Origin of the sequence: Helicobacter sp. 13S00482-2 (assembly GCF_002272795.1) — a bacterium.
GTDB lineage: Bacteria > Campylobacterota > Campylobacteria > Campylobacterales > Helicobacteraceae > Helicobacter_J.
Window position 1 is genome coordinate 1 of the sequence record NZ_MLAT01000013.1, and the last position, 19,752, is coordinate 19,752.

22 protein-coding genes and 1 tRNA gene are annotated in these 19,752 nt (G+C 33.4%); 8 read left to right on the forward strand and 15 right to left on the reverse strand.

The window, feature by feature from the left end; genetic code table 11:
- Positions 1-253: 253 nt before the first annotated feature.
- The 8 genes from BKH42_RS06585 to tatB all read right to left on the reverse strand — a co-directional run bounded on the left by BKH42_RS06585 (position 254) and on the right by tatB (position 4,556).
- Positions 254-757, reverse strand: a complete 504-nt coding sequence (locus tag BKH42_RS06585; protein ID WP_095295830.1) for a hypothetical protein — start codon at positions 755-757, stop codon at positions 254-256.
- A 153-nt stretch (positions 758-910) separates the two neighbouring features.
- A tRNA-Ser gene (locus BKH42_RS06590) sits at positions 911-998 on the reverse strand.
- Between the two features lie 21 nt (positions 999-1,019).
- Positions 1,020-1,400: a hypothetical protein gene (locus BKH42_RS06595; protein ID WP_095295831.1), complete on the reverse strand. Its 381-nt coding sequence runs from the start codon at positions 1,398-1,400 to the stop codon at positions 1,020-1,022.
- A gap of 12 nt (positions 1,401-1,412) precedes the next feature.
- The gene (locus BKH42_RS06600; protein ID WP_095295832.1) at positions 1,413-1,619 is read right to left on the reverse strand and encodes a PP0621 family protein; all 207 of its coding nucleotides are present in this window, start codon (positions 1,617-1,619) and stop codon (positions 1,413-1,415) included.
- Complete coding sequence (rsmG, locus tag BKH42_RS06605; protein WP_095295833.1) at positions 1,619-2,191, reverse strand: 16S rRNA (guanine(527)-N(7))-methyltransferase RsmG; 573 nt, start codon at positions 2,189-2,191, stop codon at positions 1,619-1,621. The genes BKH42_RS06600 and rsmG overlap by 1 nt, the downstream gene beginning before the upstream one ends.
- Positions 2,188-3,228, reverse strand: a complete 1,041-nt coding sequence (gene queA / locus BKH42_RS06610; RefSeq protein ID WP_095295834.1) for a tRNA preQ1(34) S-adenosylmethionine ribosyltransferase-isomerase QueA — start codon at positions 3,226-3,228, stop codon at positions 2,188-2,190. The genes rsmG and queA overlap by 4 nt, the downstream gene beginning before the upstream one ends.
- Positions 3,229-3,242: 14 nt before the next feature.
- Positions 3,243-3,983 (reverse strand): twin-arginine translocase subunit TatC, encoded by a 741-nt coding sequence (gene tatC, locus BKH42_RS06615; RefSeq protein ID WP_095295835.1) that lies wholly within the window; start codon positions 3,981-3,983, stop codon positions 3,243-3,245.
- A complete protein-coding gene (gene tatB, locus BKH42_RS06620; protein WP_095295836.1) occupies positions 3,984-4,556 on the reverse strand; it encodes a Sec-independent protein translocase protein TatB in 573 nt (190 codons plus the stop codon).
- Positions 4,557-4,761: 205 nt separating this feature from the next.
- On the opposite strand from tatB, the gene serS reads away from it, so the two are divergent.
- From serS to BKH42_RS06660, 8 genes are read left to right on the forward strand one after another with little or no spacing between them, the layout of a single operon-like run.
- On the forward strand, positions 4,762-6,051 hold the full coding sequence (serS, locus tag BKH42_RS06625) for a serine--tRNA ligase (protein ID WP_095295837.1): 1,290 nt from the start codon (positions 4,762-4,764) through the stop codon (positions 6,049-6,051).
- Positions 6,052-6,063: 12 nt separating this feature from the next.
- Positions 6,064-8,547, forward strand: a complete 2,484-nt coding sequence (locus BKH42_RS06630) for a tetratricopeptide repeat protein (RefSeq protein ID WP_095295838.1) — start codon at positions 6,064-6,066, stop codon at positions 8,545-8,547.
- Positions 8,544-10,595, forward strand: a complete 2,052-nt coding sequence (locus BKH42_RS06635; RefSeq protein ID WP_095295839.1) for a UvrD-helicase domain-containing protein — start codon at positions 8,544-8,546, stop codon at positions 10,593-10,595. The genes BKH42_RS06630 and BKH42_RS06635 overlap by 4 nt, the downstream gene beginning before the upstream one ends.
- Before the next feature lie 2 nt (positions 10,596-10,597).
- Positions 10,598-11,269 carry a flagellar basal body P-ring formation chaperone FlgA gene (gene flgA, locus BKH42_RS06640; protein WP_095295840.1) on the forward strand — a complete coding sequence of 224 codons (672 nt, stop codon included), beginning with the start codon at positions 10,598-10,600 and terminating at the stop codon, positions 11,267-11,269.
- The gene (locus BKH42_RS06645) at positions 11,266-11,835 is read left to right on the forward strand and encodes a UbiX family flavin prenyltransferase (protein WP_095295841.1); all 570 of its coding nucleotides are present in this window, start codon (positions 11,266-11,268) and stop codon (positions 11,833-11,835) included. Before flgA ends, BKH42_RS06645 begins: the two co-directional genes overlap by 4 nt.
- Positions 11,836-12,318 (forward strand): pantetheine-phosphate adenylyltransferase, encoded by a 483-nt coding sequence (gene coaD / locus BKH42_RS06650; protein WP_095295842.1) that lies wholly within the window; start codon positions 11,836-11,838, stop codon positions 12,316-12,318.
- On the forward strand, positions 12,319-12,903 hold the full coding sequence (tmk, locus tag BKH42_RS06655; RefSeq protein ID WP_095295843.1) for a dTMP kinase: 585 nt from the start codon (positions 12,319-12,321) through the stop codon (positions 12,901-12,903).
- Positions 12,900-13,514, forward strand: a complete 615-nt coding sequence (locus tag BKH42_RS06660) for a phosphoribosyltransferase family protein (RefSeq protein WP_143428580.1) — start codon at positions 12,900-12,902, stop codon at positions 13,512-13,514. The genes tmk and BKH42_RS06660 overlap by 4 nt, the downstream gene beginning before the upstream one ends.
- On the opposite strand, the gene BKH42_RS06665 is transcribed toward BKH42_RS06660, so the two are convergent.
- Genes BKH42_RS06665 through BKH42_RS06695 form a run of 7 tightly spaced genes read right to left on the reverse strand, consistent with a single transcriptional unit; the run spans position 13,511 to position 19,748 of the window.
- On the reverse strand, positions 13,511-14,371 hold the full coding sequence (locus BKH42_RS06665) for a hypothetical protein (RefSeq protein ID WP_095295844.1): 861 nt from the start codon (positions 14,369-14,371) through the stop codon (positions 13,511-13,513). The two genes, BKH42_RS06660 and BKH42_RS06665, sit on opposite strands and share 4 nt — an antisense overlap.
- Entirely contained in the window at positions 14,368-14,589 is a 222-nt protein-coding gene (locus tag BKH42_RS06670) for a DUF5408 family protein (RefSeq protein WP_095295845.1), read from the reverse strand. The genes BKH42_RS06665 and BKH42_RS06670 overlap by 4 nt, the downstream gene beginning before the upstream one ends.
- Before the next feature lie 9 nt (positions 14,590-14,598).
- The gene (locus tag BKH42_RS06675; RefSeq protein WP_095295846.1) at positions 14,599-15,414 is read right to left on the reverse strand and encodes a metal ABC transporter permease; all 816 of its coding nucleotides are present in this window, start codon (positions 15,412-15,414) and stop codon (positions 14,599-14,601) included.
- Positions 15,415-15,427: 13 nt separating this feature from the next.
- A complete protein-coding gene (locus BKH42_RS06680) occupies positions 15,428-16,777 on the reverse strand; it encodes an FAD-dependent oxidoreductase (protein WP_095295847.1) in 1,350 nt (449 codons plus the stop codon).
- Between the two features lie 12 nt (positions 16,778-16,789).
- Entirely contained in the window at positions 16,790-17,509 is a 720-nt protein-coding gene (locus BKH42_RS06685) for an ABC transporter ATP-binding protein (RefSeq protein ID WP_095295848.1), read from the reverse strand.
- The gene (locus tag BKH42_RS06690) at positions 17,509-18,360 is read right to left on the reverse strand and encodes a zinc ABC transporter substrate-binding protein (protein WP_095295849.1); all 852 of its coding nucleotides are present in this window, start codon (positions 18,358-18,360) and stop codon (positions 17,509-17,511) included. Before BKH42_RS06690 ends, BKH42_RS06685 begins: the two co-directional genes overlap by 1 nt.
- Positions 18,357-19,748: an SH3 domain-containing C40 family peptidase gene (locus BKH42_RS06695; RefSeq protein WP_095295877.1), complete on the reverse strand. Its 1,392-nt coding sequence runs from the start codon at positions 19,746-19,748 to the stop codon at positions 18,357-18,359. The genes BKH42_RS06690 and BKH42_RS06695 overlap by 4 nt, the downstream gene beginning before the upstream one ends.
- Between the last annotated feature and the right edge of the window lie 4 nt (positions 19,749-19,752).

The window sequence follows — 19,752 nt, forward strand, 5'->3', positions numbered from 1 at the left end:
ATTGAAGATTTCAAAGTCTAAAGATTTCAAAACTCAAGACATTCTTTCAATATAAACAAGAGTTTAGAAATACATACAACAAAGGAATATTTTATTCAGAGATGCTAAACTTCTTAAGACTCTTTATAAGTTTCAAGACTACCCAAGTATAAGCAATCAATCTAATCACTTATGATGATGGAGTAAGACGTATCTATTGAAATGACTATCAAGCAACAAGAATAAGATGCAATTGTTTCATATCAAATTGCATTCAAATTTTTCTTGAATTGTCAAAATTTTGAATGGTGATGCCGTATTCTACTTGGGCAAATTTTAAAATGGATTTTGCATATGCAATTACCTGATTTATGGTTTTATTGGCTAATTTTTCGCTCAAGGCTATCATAATGTCATTTAAATCTTTTTGGGCAATCTTATCTACCATTTTCTCGCCAATTGGTTCTAAATGCTTGATTCTTCCATTTATGTTTGAATAAGATTTTTTCTTTAAATGAAGCTTTTGGAGTTCCAAAAACCTATCAACAACTTCTTTGAATTTCAAAGGTTTGTTTTTGGGATCATCAGAATTCTCTCGTTTTATTTTTTCGTTGTACGCCATTTTTTCAGTCCAACCTTCAAATTTTGTCCCTACTTTCAACTCCTGCCTTTGATTGTCTTTTGTAAATCTAATATAATAGGCTATATCTCCATTACTTAGTTTTTTATATCTTACGCCCTGATATTTTGAGCTACTTATATTTTTTTCTGTCCCCAATCTGTCCCCTTTTTTTAATGAAATTAAATGAAAGTAAATGAAATTTTAGGAGTTCAATTGAAAATGATTATATCAAACAAATCTCGTATTTAGGAAAGTTTGGGAGTTAAAATGAAATAAAATGAAAGTTTAAGAAAAGTGCGTAAAATGCGGTGGCGGAGAGAAAGGGATTCGAACCCTTGAAGGCTTGCACCTTACACGCGTTCCAGGCGTGCTCCTTCAACCACTCGGACATCTCCCCGAAGCCGTGATTGTAGCTAAATTATCCTAAAATATCTCTAAAAACAACCCCATCAATGCCTAATTTTGCCAATGCCTCTATTTCGACTTTATCCTCAATCACATAGAGTATTTTCATATCAAACAAATAAGTTTCAGCGATTTTTTGATAGATCTCTGGGGATTTATCAAGTATTACATAGCTAGCTCCAAGCGAAGCATAAAAAATAAAGTCTATAATATTCTCTACCTTGATAGCATATTTCACATTGTTTTCAAAACAATGATGAGAAAGCGCATAACGATCATCATCTTTAGCCTCAAACCACACGAGATAACTACTGTGAATTCGTTGCACATCTTCAATTGCGTGAATCTTTATTAATCTAGGATAAGGAATACCCTCATATCCAAATATGATCATTTTATTTTCCTTTTAATCCAGGCATTTTTTTGAACAAAAATACTTTTTACCAACCATAATGGCCTCCTTAGAAGAGACATAAGTGCCACATCTACAACACTCAACCATAGTTTCCTCTTGAGAATTTTTGGGATATTTCTTCTTATCTATAGGAGACTTCCTAAAGAAGAAAAACCACACTATAAGTGCAATCACAAGTAATACAATCAAAAATCGCATCAGATTTCCTTTCTATAAAAATAAATTCTCTTTTCTCGATAAAAACACTCATTTTCCAAAGCATCTATCTCAGATTCCAAATGCTCACCTTTATAAAATAAATAATGCCCATTTTTTTTCAAAAACCTCTTAGAGTTTTTTATGAGTTCCTTGCTTTGCATCACTGCTCTTGAGGTGATTAAATCCACCTTTTTATGAAACTCTAAATCCTCTATCAAACACTTTTGAACATCAATACCCTTTAATCCAAGTTCAATGATAAGATTTTTTAAAAAACTTGCTCGCTTCAATCTTGGCTCAACCAAAATAAACTCACATTCAGGTTTGCAAATAGCTAAGGGAAGTGCTGGAAACCCTGAACCACTACCAATGTCAATACAAGATGCAAAATCTTGAATGAATTTTAACGGATATATAGAATCATAGATATTTGTATATACTTCATTAACGCTATTTATACCGCTCAAATTATGAGTTTTATTCCAATGCAATAAAACTTCAGCGTATGTTTCAAAATGCTCTATGGTCTTGATATCTAAGGAAAATTCCTCCTGAATTTTATCTGATCTCATAAAATCAACATTCCATCACCATAAGAATAAAATCTATATTTATTTTCAATGGCAATTTCATAAAGCTCTTTGCATTTTTGCACTCCAATCATCGAACTAACAAGCATTATGAGACTTGATTTAGGCAAATGAAAATTTGTCAAAAGATGATTTGCTTTTATGACTTTATTGCCTGGATGCAAAAACACATCACACTCTGAATATAAGGTTTTTTCTTTGTTGATATTTTTCAATCTAGCATAGTATTCTACACTTCTAAGCGCTGTTGTACCCACACATAAAATAGACTTAGCATTGTCTATTTTTTCCATACTCATGGGAGAGAGTACAAGTCGTTCACTATGTATTTGATGCGATCTTATATCCTGCGCTTCTACTGCACTAAATGTCCCTGCTCCAACATGGAGGGTGAGAAAACAATGTGAAAACTCTTTTTTTAATCTCTGCAAGGCTGTGGGCGAAAAATGCAATGAGGCAGTTGGAGCTGCCACTGCCCCTAAATTTTTAGCAAACACACTCTGATATTCAGATATATCAAGCTTTTCATCAGGACGCTTGATATAAGGAGGCAAGGGAGTGTGTCCGATTTTATCTAGCATCTCTAAAACACCCTTGAGATTGAGCTCACTTCCTTGATAAAAGAACTTCACAATCCGATAGCCATCATCTCTAGTCTCTTCTATGACACTTTCATATCCATTTACAAGGCTTATATGAGTGCCCTCTTTTACTTTACCTTTAATTTGAACCAAATAGCTATTTTGGCCTATTTCTTGATGGTATAACAACTCAATATTTCCACCACTTTTTTTGCGTCCATAAATTCTAGCTTTTATTACTTTTGTATCATTAAGGACTATCAAGGACTCTTTGGGAATAAAATCAAAAATATGATAAAAATCACTATGAAAAATCTCATCATTTTTTCTATCATAAACCATCAATTTTGCACTTTCTTTAGGAATGGCAGGATAATCAGCTATGAGTTCTTTGGGTAAAAAATAATCATAACTGTGTAGTGAAAAATCTTCGTGCATTTATTTATATCTTTTTATTCCTCTTGCTTATCTTCTTTTGGTGCTGGATTTACAATCTTTGCTATCAAGATTGAAAGTAGATAAAGGCCAATCAAAGGAAGTGCCATAAAGAGCTGAGAAATAACATCTGGAGGAGTGATAATGGCTGCTAAAATAAAAATAATCACAATCGCATATTTAAAATACTCCTTCAAAGTCGCATCTGTAATCAATCCAATTTTTGCTAAAAAATATGCTAAAACAGGCAATTCAAACGCAACCCCAAAACCGATCACAACTCGAGTAAAAAATGTGATATAGCTTGAAACAGAAATATTTGCTTGAAATTCTTCATTTCCAAACATCAAAATAAACTTGATAGTAATAGGAAAAACCACATAATAGGCAAATGCCGCACCACCTAAAAACATCAATGTTCCAAAAATTACAAAAGGCAGTACGACCTTTTTTTCATTCTTGTATAATCCAGGTGCGACAAACAGCCATAATTGCCAAAAAATAATCGGCATTGAAATCAAAAGAGCAGCAAAAAAACTAACCTTCATAGCTGCAATGACACCTTCTGCAGGTGATATTTGAATGAGCATACCACTTACTTCTTTAGAACTAAAAGCTGCATTTAAAGGTGCTTTTATCCATTCAAAAATATGCTTCCAGAAGCTAAAGCAAACTAGAAAGGCCACCAAAACACTAGCGACACAGACCATTAACCTATTACGGAGATCTTGGATATGAGGTTTTAAATCTTCAAACATCTATTCATCTCCCTTGTCTGTTTTCTTTGATTTTTTAAACCCAACGCTTTTGGTTGATTTTGGGGTAATGACTCTTTTTTGAAATGTATCAGTTTCTTTGGGAGGTTTTGAGGCTTTTTTAGTCGCAGTTTTGGTAGATTTTTTTTCACTAACAACAAGAGATTCATCTGAAGATTGCTCATTTTTTGGTTTTCTGCCACGTTTTTTAGGTTGATTTTCTTCATAAGAAAGAGCTGCATCTGGAGCTGGTATCTTTGGTGTTTTGATGGGTTTTTTTGGATTATTTTCTTCCTTGTATTTACCAAACATATCATCAATTTCTTTGAGTTGAATGTCTTTGGTCATACTATCAATACTATTTTCAAAATTACTCTTATATTCAAGTGCTTCTTTCTTGATTTCACTCATGTGGAGTTCTTTATCAAAAGTATCTTTAGCATCATTGAGAGTTTTTTTCACAGCTTTAAAAAACTTCACAATATCTATGATAGCTTGAGGAAGTTTCTCAGGTCCTAAGAAAATAACTGCCACGATCAAAATAACTAAAATTTCAAAAATACCCATACCAAACATAATTAAGAGCCTTCCGATTACCCTAATTTTTTATAACCCAATTTCATTATTGTATAACAAAAATTCTAAAGCTTTACTTCAAATTAATCAAGTTGTATCCAAGCTAAAAATGAAATCCATTGCTTAGGAATAAAAAATGCTTGTTTTTTAGCATACATTTGATAGAATCCAGCATCAAATTCTCAAATAAAATAAGGCGGTTGCGATGATAGATATAAAGCTTCTACTGAATGATTTTGAATCCATAAGCAATAAGTTACAAACAAAAAAGGTAGATGTCCAAACACTCCAGAATCTGAAAGATACCGCCTCTATTTACAAAAAAAATAAGCAAGATCTTGAAACCTTGCAATCTCATCAAAACAAAACTTCCAAGCTCTTTGGAGAGTATAAAAAAGAAGGCAAAGATACACTCATACTCAAAAATGAACTAGAATCCAATAAACAAAAAATAAGTCTTTTGAGTGATGAAGTAGGCAGAATTGAAAAAAATCTCCAAAATATCCTCTTTGGCATCCCTAATCTTCCTGATGATAAAACACCCATAGGAGATGATGAAACTAGCAATGTAGAGATAAAAAAAATTCTCTCTCCAAAAACATTTGATTTTTCTCCCAAAGAACATTGGGAACTCGCACAAAAAAATCATTGGATAGATTTTGAAGCAGGGGCAAAACTAGCAAAAAGTAGGTTTTCAGTCCTAAGAGGTATGGGAGCTAGACTCAATAGAGCTTTAATAAATTTTATGCTTGATCACAACCAAAAAGCTGGATTTGAAATGGTGGTAACGCCTGTGATTGTGAATAAAAATATGCTTTTTGGCACAGGGCAATTACCAAAATTCGAAGATGATATGTTTAAAGTCAGTGGGGATTTAGAGGAATTAAACACACCAGCAGGAGAAAAACCAAAAGGACATGATCTATACCTCATCTCCACTTCAGAAATCACCCTAACTAATCTATACAATGACACTATTATACCCGCTGAAGAGTTGCCTATCATGCTCACAGCACAAACGCCTTGTTTTAGAAAAGAAGCTGGAAGTGCCGGAAGAGACACTAGAGGAATGATTCGCCAACATCAATTTGACAAGGTAGAATTAGTCGCCCTTACCCATCCTGATAATAGCGAAGAAATGCAACTTAAAATGCTAAAAACAGCCAGCGATCTGCTTTGTGAGCTTGAATTACCTCATCGTTATATGCAACTCTGTAGCGGGGATTTGGGATTTAGTGCTTCAAATACGGTAGATATAGAAGTATGGCTTCCAGGTCAAAATTGCTATCGAGAAATAAGCTCGGTTTCTAATACCCAAGATTTTCAGGCCAGAAGGGCAAAAATTCGATTCAAAGATAAAAATAAAAACTCTTTGGTTCATACTCTTAATGGATCTTCCTTGGCAGTAGGAAGAACTCTAGTAGCGATAATGGAGAATTACCAAACAAAAGATGGGGATATAGACATTCCAAATGTATTGAAAAAATATCTTTAAAAGCTGAAATGTATGGCTAAAGAAAAAAATCCTAGCAATCCCACCGAAATAAACTCAATAGGTGATGAGGCTTCTAATGAGAACCAAAGCCCAAAAGAAACAAAAAAGAATATTTTAAAAACGATTTTTGGAACCCTCTCAGGAATTTTTAATTCCAAATCCAACGAAGCCAAAAATAGTCAGGGGTTAAAAAACCAACTGAGGGAAAAATATCAAAATATCAAGCAAAACAAAAAAATTTTTTTTCCACTTATTGGTGGCTGTTTTGCTTTATTTTTAATCATTATCGCCTCAATTTTACTTCTAAAACAAGATTCCCAAAAATCCAAAGCAACAAAGGATACATCAGAAATAGCCTCAATAAAACCTAAAGAAGTAATCTTGCCATCTATCCCTAAGCTAGAACCACAAGCATCTGAGATTAGCAATAAAAGCTTGGATAATCTCATCAAAAAGGCTAATATGCTCTATAATGGTGGGGATAAGATAGAAGCATTGAACATCTTTGATAGTGTTGCTAACTTCTCACAAGCTATCGCTTCACATAATCTTGGGGTTATAAAACTAAGAGAAAAAGACTATCTAAATGCAATCAAGTTTTTTGATGGTGCTATTGCTACTGGTGAAAATGTAAGTATAAGTGCTTTAGATGCGATGGTTGCATCATTTTATTTGAAACGCCCTGATCTTTATGAATACTATAAAAAATTGGCAAATTCGCATATATCAGATTCTTCGCACAAGCCTTTTTATTCTTATCTATATGCTCTTATGCAATACTATAATGGATATTATTTTGAAAGCCTATCTCCGCTTTTAAATCCAAATTCACAAAATTACAAAAATCAAAACAATCGCTTATTGGCAAAAATGTTTTTACTATTTAATGATGACTATAATGCACTCATTTCTTTAAAAGAAATAGCAGAGCCAAAGGATTATAAAAGCTTAGGGCTTTTGTATGCACGCACAGGGGAATATTCAAAAGCAAAAAATTATCTATACAAGTATCTCAATGCTAATCCTAAAGATATTGGATCTATTTTAGCACTAGAAACCATTGATCTAAAAACTGGGAATTTTGCATTGGCTGCAGGAGCACTAGATTCTATCAAAGATGATGATCTCAAAAAAGCAATGCAAACCTACCCTATCAAAGTAGTTTTAAATCGATCGCTTTTTGATGTGAATCTAGCCCAAAAAGAATTTTGGAATAGAAGCTTTGAGATAGAAGAAAAATTACCTTATAAAATTATTTTTTATTATGCTCCTTTTAGGGTTTTTGATGCACAAGAAGCAATAAAAATGATACGCGAAGCAGGGGTATCTTCTGATATCAAAAATATTCAAGAAGCAAAAAATACGTTTATAAAAGGTGACACAATCTCAACTATCAATAAAAATATCACTAAAGCTCTGATTGAATTAAACAAAAACAATGTTCGAGATGCCTTAAAGTATTTAGAGATTTCAGCAAAATCCAATCCTAACCACTCTGTATTGCACTATAATATTGGGCTTGTATATGCACAAATGGGAAACTTTCAGAAAGCTTACACTCATTTTTTAAGAGCTTATCATCTCAATAGTTATGATATCACTTCAGGTTTGTTTGCAATAATGGCAGGAACTTTTATATATCAAGACACTAGTCGAATATCTCATCAAATAGCTCAAGATTTTGAGAATGTCCCTTTTAGCTCTAAAACAGAAAAAGAATTTCTCACTTCATTTATTGGTTATTTTACAAAAAATATCAATGATGGAATGGACTGGATCAAAAAAGCCAACCAAAAACTCCCTATTTACTACGCACTAGAAGCTGCTTATGGTATCAGGAATAAAGACAAAAATGCCCTTATAAACTCATTCTCAAATCTCAAACAAATCTATTCTGGAGATGTTGTTTCAAATATTTTATACGAACTCGCACACAACTATGATACCAATCTCAAACAAGTTGCCCTTAGATTGCATAACTTATTCTTATCTGACAAGCTAGATCTAAGCAGTGTGTATTATGGTGCTGCTTTTAGCAGGGAGTTGTATGTATATATAGGATTCATCACAGGATCATTGGAAAAACAAGAGAGAATATTGGAAGAAAAACTGATTTCTCAAACAGACACCCCCAATGGTATTATGCAAACAATGGCACTCATTAACATCTATCAGCACAAATTTGAAAAGGCCTACGCACTTTATAATATCCTCATTGAAGATTTCAAAGAAAATGATGCCAAGACTAAATTTTTAGGAGCAGTTGCAGCTATCGGATCAAATCATCCAGAAAATGCTGTATTATTGTTGCAACTCTCAAAAATGGATGCTCCAAGCGATCTTGAAACTCGTTATGTGCTAGGGTTGCTTTATCAAGAAGCGGGTAATTTTAATATAGCCTCTAATTATTTCAATTATATCTCTAATGGGGATTTCAAATCAGAATTTTTTGATTTTATTATCGATGTTAAAAAAATAAAGAGCTATCAAAAATGACTTCTAATCATTTAAAAAACCTCAATCCATCCCAATTAGAAGCCATCAATCATATCGATGGACCTATGTTAATATTAGCTGGTGCAGGAAGTGGCAAAACAAAAACACTCACCACGCGTTTAGCATACCTTATTGATGAAGTGGGTATCCCCACTAGCTCAACCCTCACCCTTACTTTTACCAATAAAGCAGCTACAGAAATGCGTACAAGAGCACTTCATTTAATTGAGAATGCTTCCAATCAATCTCCTCCACTTTTATGCACGTTTCATAAATTTGGTCTGTTATTTTTAAAATTCAATATCCATTTACTAGGACGAAAAACTAATTTTGTGCTTATAGATGGTGATGATAAAAAAAAGATACTTAAAGGCTTCAAACCCAACTTGCCTATAGGTTATATAGAATCAAATATCTCTAATCTAAAAAACTTCCTGATCTCTCCTGATGAGGCTTTTGGTTCAGTTCAAAATGATTACCAAAAAGAAGTTGCAAAAGTTTATAAGCTCTATGAAGAATTTCTGAACGAAAAAAATATGGTTGATTTTGATGATTTGCTTGTTTTGACTTATAAAATACTAGATATGAACCCCAATTTGGCAGAACAAACAAGCAAACATTATCAATACATTATGGTCGATGAATATCAAGACACTAATCGTTTACAATATCAACTCCTAAGAAAACTCTGTAGCACTCATCAAAATCTTTGTGTTGTTGGAGATGATGATCAAAGTATTTATGGATGGCGTGGGGCAGATATTACGAATATTTTAAATTTTAAAGATAATTTTAAAAATGTGAAGATTATCAAGCTTGAAGAAAACTATCGATCCACTGCCCAAATACTTAAAGGTGCGAATTCTCTTATTGATCACAACAAAAATCGATTGGGCAAAGAGCTTAAAAGCATCAAAGGGGATGGGAAAGAAATACAAATTTTACATTCTATGGATGAAACACAAGAGGCAGCCCTCATCTCCAAAAAAATCAAACAACTTTTAAAAGAAGGTATTCGTGCTACCCAAATAGCAGTTTTATTTAGAGTAAATGCACTATCTAGAAGTATAGAAGCAGGTTTCAATAGAGCTGAGATTCCTTATAAAATCATTGGGGCGATACGTTTTTATGAACGTTCTGAAATAAAAGATATTTTGAGTTATCTGCGTTTGATTGTGAATCCAAATGATGATTTTTCTTTAGCTAGGATTATCAATAAACCCAAAAGAGGCATAGGAAAAACTACCCAGGAGAATATCTTTCAGGCTCTTCAAGTAGAAAAAATATCAGTTTATCAAGCACTCAAAGAAGATAAGCTAAGATCCATCATCTCCCCTAAAAATCATAAGACTTTAGAAGAATTTTTCTCTATGATTGATGATTTTGGATATTTTCTAAGTATCTCTCCTATGAGATTCATTGATGAATTTACATCCACTATCAATATCGTGGATGAATCTGATAATTCCAATGATTCTATTGATAGACTCTATAACATTGAAGAATTTTATGGGATGTTCAAAGACTACATCATTCAATCTCCTGAAAATTCTCTAGAAGATTTTCTAAATGATCTCTCATTATCAAGTGAAAATACACCTGATGATGGAGATTATATTTCTTGTATGAGTGTACATTCTGCAAAAGGACTAGAGTTTGAATATGTTTTTATAACTGGATTTGAAGAGGGATTTTTTCCGCTAGTGCGTGATGAGAGTGACATAGAAGAAGAACGTAGATTGGGATATGTAGCCTTCACGAGGGCAAAAGATGAATTATTTATCTCCTATGTGGATTCAAGATTTTACAGAGGAGAACGAAGTTTGCTTGAAAAATCAAGGTTTTTAAAAGAAGCGGGTTTGCTTGGAGATCAAAAAACAACCTCATATGCAGAAGGAGAATTCAAAAAAGGCGATCTAATCTCACATAAGATTTTTGGTTCTGGTCGCATTATCGGTATTCAAAAAATGGGATCAGACATCAAACTAAGAATCAGCTTTGGCGGACTAGAACGTGACATATTGTCTTCTTTTGTTCAAAAAGGATAAAAATGAAAAATATTTTTCTTTTATTTATTTTATTCGCTCATCTTTATGGGGGTGATAATCTAGCAGAGATGAAAAACTATATTCAAAAAGCTTACGAAAAAAAATATCAAAACTATGGAATCCATATCTCTAATATTATCTTCTCTATCTCTCCAAATATACCCATAGAAAGCTACCAAATAAGGTCTATTGATTTGGATTCTAAATATCTGAACAAAAAAGATGGGATGATACTTTTGAGTGTGAATTCAAATGATGCTTTATTAAAAATTCCATTGCAATATCAATTACAAGCAACCATCAACGTATATCGTGCCACAGAAACCATAAAAACCTCAGAAAATATAACTGATAAAAATTCCGCACAAGAAACCATTGCATTTGATAGAATCGCTCAAATACCCATTGATTCATCTCAAATCAATCACATCAGTGCAAAATCATATATCAATCCAAACTCTATTATCACTCTAGATAAAATCCAATCCAAAATCCTGATACGGAAAAACGATAGCTTTACGGGATTCATAAAAGACAAACAAATCACGTTACAAACCACCCTTATAGCAAAAGAAAATGGAGCATTTGGAGATATTATCAATGCCATCAATCCTGAAACCAAAAAAATCATTAAAGTCAAAGTTATTGACACAAATAAAGGAAAGATATTATGAAAATGGTCGTGGGGATTAGTGGAGCTAGTGGCACTAGGCTTGGAATAAACTTTATCAAAGCTATTCCCAAAGAAATTGAGCTTTTTGTAGTTCTCTCTACAAGCAGTAAGATAGTTGCCAAAGAAGAAATGGGTGAGAAAATAGAATCTAGCCTTAATGAACTCATAAAAAATGATAGAAAAATGACCATTTTTAATTCAAATGAGATTTCCGCAAGTATTGCTTCAGGAAGTTTTAATGTCGATATGATGGCTATTGTACCAACAAGTATGGATATGTTAGCAAAAATCTCTTGCGGGATTGCTGATGATCTTATTTCAAGAACTGCAAGTGTGATAATTAAAGAAAACAAAACACTCCTCTTAACCCCAAGAGAACTTCCACTTTCAGCTATTGCACTAGAAAATATGCTCAAACTTTCAAAATTAGGTGTGATTATCTCTCCTCCGATAATGGCATATTATGCCAAAATAACAGATCTAGAGTCTATGGAAAACTTTATTATAGGTAGATGGCTAGATAGCCTAAGAATACCTAATAATCTTTATAGCAGATGGGGAGAATGAATGAATAAAGTAGCTATCTATCCAGGAACTTTTGATCCTGTAACAAATGGACATTTGGACATCATCAGGCGAAGCGTTGAGCTCTTTGATAAGGTCATTATTGCTATTGCAAAATCAAGCTCAAAAACCCCTATGTTTGAACTCTCAGATCGTAAAAAAATGATGGAATTAGCGACTAATGCCATTCCTAAAGTCAGATGTGTTTGTTTTGATAATCTTTTAGCCGATTTTGCCAAAGAGAATGGAGCTAAACTTGTTATTAGAGGGCTTAGAGTTGTGAGTGATTTTGAATATGAATTGCAAATGGGATATGCAAATGCTTCATTAAATGACGAACTAGACACCATTTATTTTATGCCAACATTAAAAAATGCCTTTATTAGCTCATCAATTATCAGAAGTATTTTACAACACAATGGAAAAGTATCTCATCTCATACCTGAAGTTGTGTATGAATACATACACAATATAAAAGGTTTATAAATGTATATCGCTTTAGAAGGAATTGATACCTCAGGTAAATCCACGCAAATCAAGCTTTTAAAAGAAACTTTTAAAGAAGCTATCATCACTAAAGAACCTGGCGGGAGTTCATTGGGCATACAAATTCGTGAAATGATCTTAAAAGAACATAGCATTGATAAAACTAATCACATAGATTCAAAAACAGAATTTCTTTTGTTTCTAGCTGACAGGGCAGAACACACTGCAAAAATCATCAAACCCAATCAAAATAAGCTTATCATATCAGATAGAAGCCTCATCTCAGGTATTGCATATGCTAAAGATATAGCAAATGCTAAAGAACTAAATTTGTTTGCAACCCAAAATATCACTCCTGATGCGGTTATTGTGTTAGAACTTGATGAAAATACACTTCAAAATCGACTAGGACAAAAACAAAATGATATCATTGAACAACGAGGTATCACATACCTACTCAATATTCAAAAAAGGATAAAATCAATCACAAAAGATTTGGGATGTGAACTGAAAATTATCAATGCATCAGATTCAATAGAACATATTCAAGAAAATATCAAAGAATTCATACAACAAAAAATATGAAATGCATCATCTGTGCACGTTTTAAATTTTGGGATCTAAAAACCATAAAAGGCACTATCTTCTTATTTGATCCGATTTGTCAAAAATGTCTTGAAAACATAAAAATCACACCTAGAATGCGTGTGATTGATGGTATAAGTGTGTATAGTTTTTATCGTTATGATGAAGTTTCTATGCTCATAGGGAGCAAATATAGCATTTTTGGTAGTAGAGTATTAAAAATCTTAGCAAAAAAGGCAAGTGAATACTTTTTTGAATCCCACAATGCACATTTATGGGGTAAAAATGAAATTTATGGACTAGGTATTGATGATTGCATCAGAAGTTACTACTCTCATAGTGCTGTGATCTTAAAAGAATTCTGTAAATATACCTTCAAGCCTTCCTATGGCGCACTCAAAGCCAAAAATATCGTGCATTATGCAGGAAAAACCCTTCAATATCGACAAAACAATCCTAGAAACTTTATCTATAAAAAAGATTTTAAAAATGTCTTTATCGTAGATGACATCATCACCACAGGAACAACTATAAAAGAAGCCAAAAAGGTCATAGAAAAAACAGGAACAAATGTGCTATTTGGAATTGTTTTGTGCGATGCCAAAAATTAAAAACCATAGCCTATTTGAACTCCAAATACCTTAGTATTATTATCAGGTTCCACATAATAACCCAAAAATTTACCTCCCCTACTCGCCTCTTGAAGATTTGATTTTTTTATATTCCAATAATCGAAAAAAGCCTCTACATTGATTGACTGTTTCTTTGTGATAAAAAAATCAACCCCCAATGAGACCCTCGAACCACTGCCATTTTTTTGAGTAAAATACGCATCATTATCCCATCCAAGATCGGTAAAATGAGTGATATTGCTACCCATCAACAACGCTCTGAGCTCTCCATTTAATTTAAATTTAATGAAGTTATTCAGCCAAAACTTGGCCTCAAGCCCAAAGGGCATATATAGATAACTCTGTTCTCGCCTATAAGCGACTAACTGGCCAGGCGGATTTTGAATATCATTATCCAAATACCGATAACCTATCCCTGTATAAAGTGTTACCCATTCTTCTTCAAATCCATCTCCAAGCACCAAGCCTAATCTTCCTACACCACCTAGATAATAATCAGCCGATCTCACGCTTAGTGGAGTGGTTTCATTTGTAACAGAATTGTGAATACTCCCATCATAGACATTCTTACCAATATCTTGAGAATAATAAATCTGCACATCTGTTTTGAAAAAAGGATTCAACTTTACCCCAAATAATCCATTTAAATGATACATTGCCCCAGAGATAGACATCACACTAGGTTCGGTGTAGGTATAATATTCCATACCAAAGTTCACGCTTCCATAAGGATGAAATCCTAATGCTAAATTAGGATTACTAGCAGGTCGCCGCTCTAATGCATGAATACATAAGGGGAGGAAAAAACAAATCAAGATTTTAATGTAATTTTTCATTTTTTAACCACGCTTTTATAATTTTCTTCTAAATGTTTAACTTGATACTCTAAGATTTTCATCTCTTTACTCATGCCTGCTATAGCACTAGCTTCACTGACCAATACAGATAAAGAAATGAGCATTAAAATAACAGAGGCTATACCCACAATCACTGCTATTTTTACAGATCTACGCGACATTTTCAAACAAAAATCATATTCTTTATTATTAGACATTTTTTTCCTTTATAATTTTAGCTTATAAGATAATTTTTTTAGTAAAATCGCAATTGCCATTCCTAAGACTGAAGCAATAACGATACAAGCTCCAATACTCAAATCATATACATAAGAAACAAAAAAACCTATCCACATAAATAATAGTGAAAGTGCCCACGATAAAAACATTTGAGATCTTAAAGAAGATACAAACATCGTCGCAATATAAGCAGGAATGGACAAAATCGAAAGAACCAAAATAAGTCCAGCCACACCCATGCTCATAACAACGCCCAATGAAACAAGCACAAAAATAATAATATTAAAAATTTGCACATTGAGTTTTTTAAGAGTGCAAAATTCACTATCATAAAAAATGCTCAAAATTTCCTGATAATACATAAACACAAAAATGAGTAAAACCACATCAAATACAGCAATACTAATAATATCGCTAGGTGCTACGGCGATAATAGAGCCAAACAAATAACTAGTAATATCACTACCATAACCAGGAGTTAAATCAATCAAAATAATTCCTATAGCCATACCAAGTGCCCAACTTGCAGCAATAAATGTATCAATGCGATTTTTATATTTATTAACAGCATATACCATCAATAATCCCATCAAAACCCCTGCAAGTGAAGCTCCCAATGTTGCATTAAAACCAAAATACAATGCAACCCCCACACCCCCAAACGCACTATGAGCAACCCCACCTGTAAGAAATACAGTCTTATTAGATACCACAATGGAGCCTATAATACCAGCACAAATACTAATGAGAAAAGAGGCAATGAGTGCATTCTGAACAAAAGAATAGGAAAAAAATTCACTCATTTAGTAATTCTTATCAGTCCAATTCTTCAGGAGATAAATCCTGATAAAATCTCTCTAAATCAAATCTAGCCCCCAAATAATCAGTGATCTCTCTAGCATCTATCAAAGCATTTTGCAAACAACTTGTCGCACCAGGGGAAGGGGTCATATTAAAGGTTATTCCCTTATTGGTAGATATTTTTTTCTCACCCAATTCAAGTTTTTTATTTACTCTATCAAGAACTTGAGGACGCACTTCTCCAAAACCACTAGCATAACTCAAATCTTCAAGTCTCAAAGAAGGAATGATTTTCCTAGCATCTTTTAGGAATTTTTTCTTCCCAACATAAGGAAGTTCAAAAATCACATTTTTAACAACATAGTCACGGATCTCTTTATCAGAAAGCAAATCCCAAGTGATTTTAAAAACCTCTCTATTTAAATCCATTTTCAACAAATCCAAACTAATCCCACCAAATAAATGTTTATTTCTCTCTAATTTTGGCATTGCAAGAGCTGTAGGTCCAAGTCTAGTCTTGCCCTTGATGACAACATCGGGATCTCCATGAACTGCTGCAAATGGCAATTTTGGATTTTGAACGGTATAGACCTTGCCTCTAAGTAAATCGGGCACGAAATAAAAACTCCCTGCTACGGGCAAACACCCTAGTTCTAGTCCATATCCCATTGATTGGGCTAGTGGCAATGCATAAGAACCCGCATCTACCAACACAAATTTTGCATGAATTTCTCTTGAATCATCAGATATGATGGTGTATCCGCCTGAATGAGGTTGTATTTTTTGAACCTTATAGTTCAAAAAAACCTCATTGTTAGGCTTGATTCTTTTTCCTTCGCGTACAAAATCTTCAGCCAAAAGTCCAAAATTCATCGCACACCAATCCTTTTTAAATCCTGATGCAATAACATTTTCAGGTCTGTCTTCTCCATTGGCTTGTAAAATAACTTTTGGCTCAATCTTCCTAATGGTACCTTTATCAAAAGACTCTAATTCAGGAAATACCTCTTTAAAATCCTGATGGCGTTTTCTCATAAATTCACATTCCTCATCCCCCACACCAATAGCCATTTTTTGATTTTCAAAAATGATTTGATTTTGGAGATTTCTATTTAAAGCATAGCGTCTTACTTTATAAGCTGACAATTTGACTTTCTTAGCTTTTTGAACTGTGTAATTTGTTTCAATAGAACCATCATGAATGGTTTGAGAATTTGCTTTTGCACTCGAGCTAACCATTGCTAATTGAGGACATTTTTCAACAATAGCGATCTTTTTAATATCACTATATTCGCTCAATGTATAAAAAGCTGCACACCCAGAAACCCCTCCGCCAATAATAACAACATCAAATTCATTTTCCATTTTTATGACTCCTCAAATCGCAAATTTATCAAGTAAATCAACCTCACATATATGCCCATCTGTATCTAAGTTCAGATTTGGAATTTTATGCACTATCACTTCCTTATTCACATAAAGAACCCTTGAAGCGTATCCTAAAAGTACAGATATGTCGTGACTGATCACAATTATAGTATGAAAGGCATTAAAAGATTTTAATATTTTATAAATTTCGCTTTGCGTCTTGGTATCAATGCTAGAAGTTGGTTCATCTAAAATAATCAACTTAGGGCTACCGCAAAGGGCTCTAGCTATCAAAACCCTTTGTCTTTGTCCCCCTGAAAGTTCAGAAATTCTCTTGTAGGCTAGATCTTTCACACCCAATTTATCTAACATTTCAAAAGCAAGAATTGTTTCATTTTTACTCACTTTATATCCAAAAAGATTTTTTTTGAGAAATCCCATCTTCACAACATCAATAGCCTGTATAGGGAAATCACTATTAATTGTAGTGTCTTGTGGGACATAGCCAATAAGACTATGAGGATTAAAAACAGAATTATGGGGATAAAAGATCTTTCCCTTATTGGGCTCCAAAAGTCCTAGCAATATCTTAATGAGGGTTGTCTTTCCTCCGCCATTTGGACCAATAACTGCTAAAAAATCATCTTCCATCACTGAAAAATTGACGTTTTCTAAAACATAATCACTCCCATAACGATAACACAGATCTTTGCATTCTAAAAGTTCCATTATTTTTGACCTTGTGTGGCAATAGTTTTAGCAATATATAGCATATTTTGCTCCCAATCTAGTGCTAAAGGATTCAGCTCTAAAACTCTAAGTTTAAGATCATTAGCCAAAGCCAAAACACGTTTTTTTGAAAATTGAGGTTGAATATAAATCACCTGAATATTTTTTTGCCTGATGATCTCAGCTAATGTCATCATTTTTTTTATCTTTGGAGATTTTCCATCTACTTCAAGCGAGATTTCATCCAAACCATATTCACTAGCTAAATAACCAAAGGCAGGATGATAGACCACAAACGACTTTTGTGCATTGGGCATAGCAAATATTGCTTTGATAGCATCATCAAGATGATCTATTTCTTTTTCAAATCTTTGAAGATTTTGACTATAAATAAATGCTCTTGAAGGATCTAGTTCGATGAGAATCTCAGAAATCTTTTTAACTTGCTCTTTTGCTAAAGCCACAGATAGCCAAATATGAGGATCATATCTGGAATGATGATGTGAAGAATCTGGGTGAATGTGTGTGAATTCCCTTAGATTTAATCCCTTTGAAAGATCAATGATTTGAAGTTTTGAATTCACGCCCTTAAAGCGTTTTTCCCAAATTTTCTCAAACTCCATCCCTACGCCTAAATAAACTCTAGCATTCTTGATAATCTTCATATCAGAAGGCAAAGGTTCATAAGTCTCAGGACTACGTCCATCAGGAACCATCGCATTTACATTCACATAATCTCCCCCAATTTTCTTCACAAAATAAATCTGGGGTATCACACTCACAACGATATTGATTTTTTCAGTACCTAAAAGCATATTGAAAAATAGAAAAATCAAAAAAACAAATCTCACTCGTTACCTTTGACATCTTGTTCTTTCAAAGCATAATCATACAAATCAGACATTCCAAGTATTCTATCTATAAGCATTTTTGACTTAAACAAAATACCATTTTTTTCTTTGCCTACCCAAAGGCTTGTTATAACCACACCACCTAATAGATTTTCGGTTTTTGAAAATAAAGTTGAAGTAGTAATGCTCCAAGCACTATGAGCTATCATGGCCTTTCCATTATAGGTTCCTATATAAAGCATAATATGACCTTTGAGCCATAAAATCGTAGCAAATGGCGTAGCGTGATTAATGATGTATTGTTCCTTTTCCTTTGAGCTCATGTTGCTTAAATCCACCATATTATTGGCATATTTTACTTGTGAAGCGGAATTTCTAGGAAGTAAGATACCAAAATTAGCAAAGCTATCTCTTGTGAATGCTGAGCAATCCCTATTTTCTAGTAAGCCGCCCCATCCATATCTTTCGCCCACCATTGAATTGATGATAGAAGCCATCGCACTCATATCCATTTTTTTTGGAAATGGACTAAAAGCCAATCCCTCAATGCTTGCTGGAACTAAAATGGCATAGCCATCTACACCCTTTTTGTAGACATAAACCTCTTTGATTGAATCATTAGGCGTATTTTCTTTCGCCTTAGAAGTCTTGGAATTTTTTTGTGTGGAAACTTTATCTAAAGGCTTATTAGGAAAAATCTCGCCCACCCTAGCATTGGTAATAAAATTCCCTTTTGAATCATAAAGAGGAGTCTTATCTTTATCTGGCACAACATAGTCTTTTATTGAAAGAAGATAAGAAATATCTTTTTGATGCATTTTGGCCACATCACTAACCTTGACCCAACCATACACAAAACTACTCTGAATATGTGCCCATTGCCTAGAGAGATCATAGTGAGTAATCAGAACTGGGGTTCCTTGAAATATCAAAGAATTCTGCCATCTATCAAAAGGGTAACCTTCTGGAGAATTATACTTGGGCTTATCGGTAGGAACCGCACGAACACTAGTATCAGTTATGATGACAGCCTTAATAGAAGCACTTGGATAATTTGGAATATCCATATCTTCATAAATCTTACTTGTATATTCAAGAGTATTTTTTTTCAAGTTTTCCCCATAACCTGGAGTTTTTAACAAAGATGGACCAACCCAAAAAACATTATCCGTGTCTTTATCAACTTCCATTGTAGTCCAAGGGGAAAACCAAGTTTTAAGGTAGTTCTCTTTGAGTTCTTTTAAAACCTTAGGAGAAAGTTCAAACTCCTTAGCTTGATCAATATAATAATTCGCATCTTGTGGGAGCGAAAGATCTGCCAATGGTGCATTTTTATTTGCACAACCTACTAAAAATAAGACTAAAAAAATCGTAAAAAATATTTTCATAACA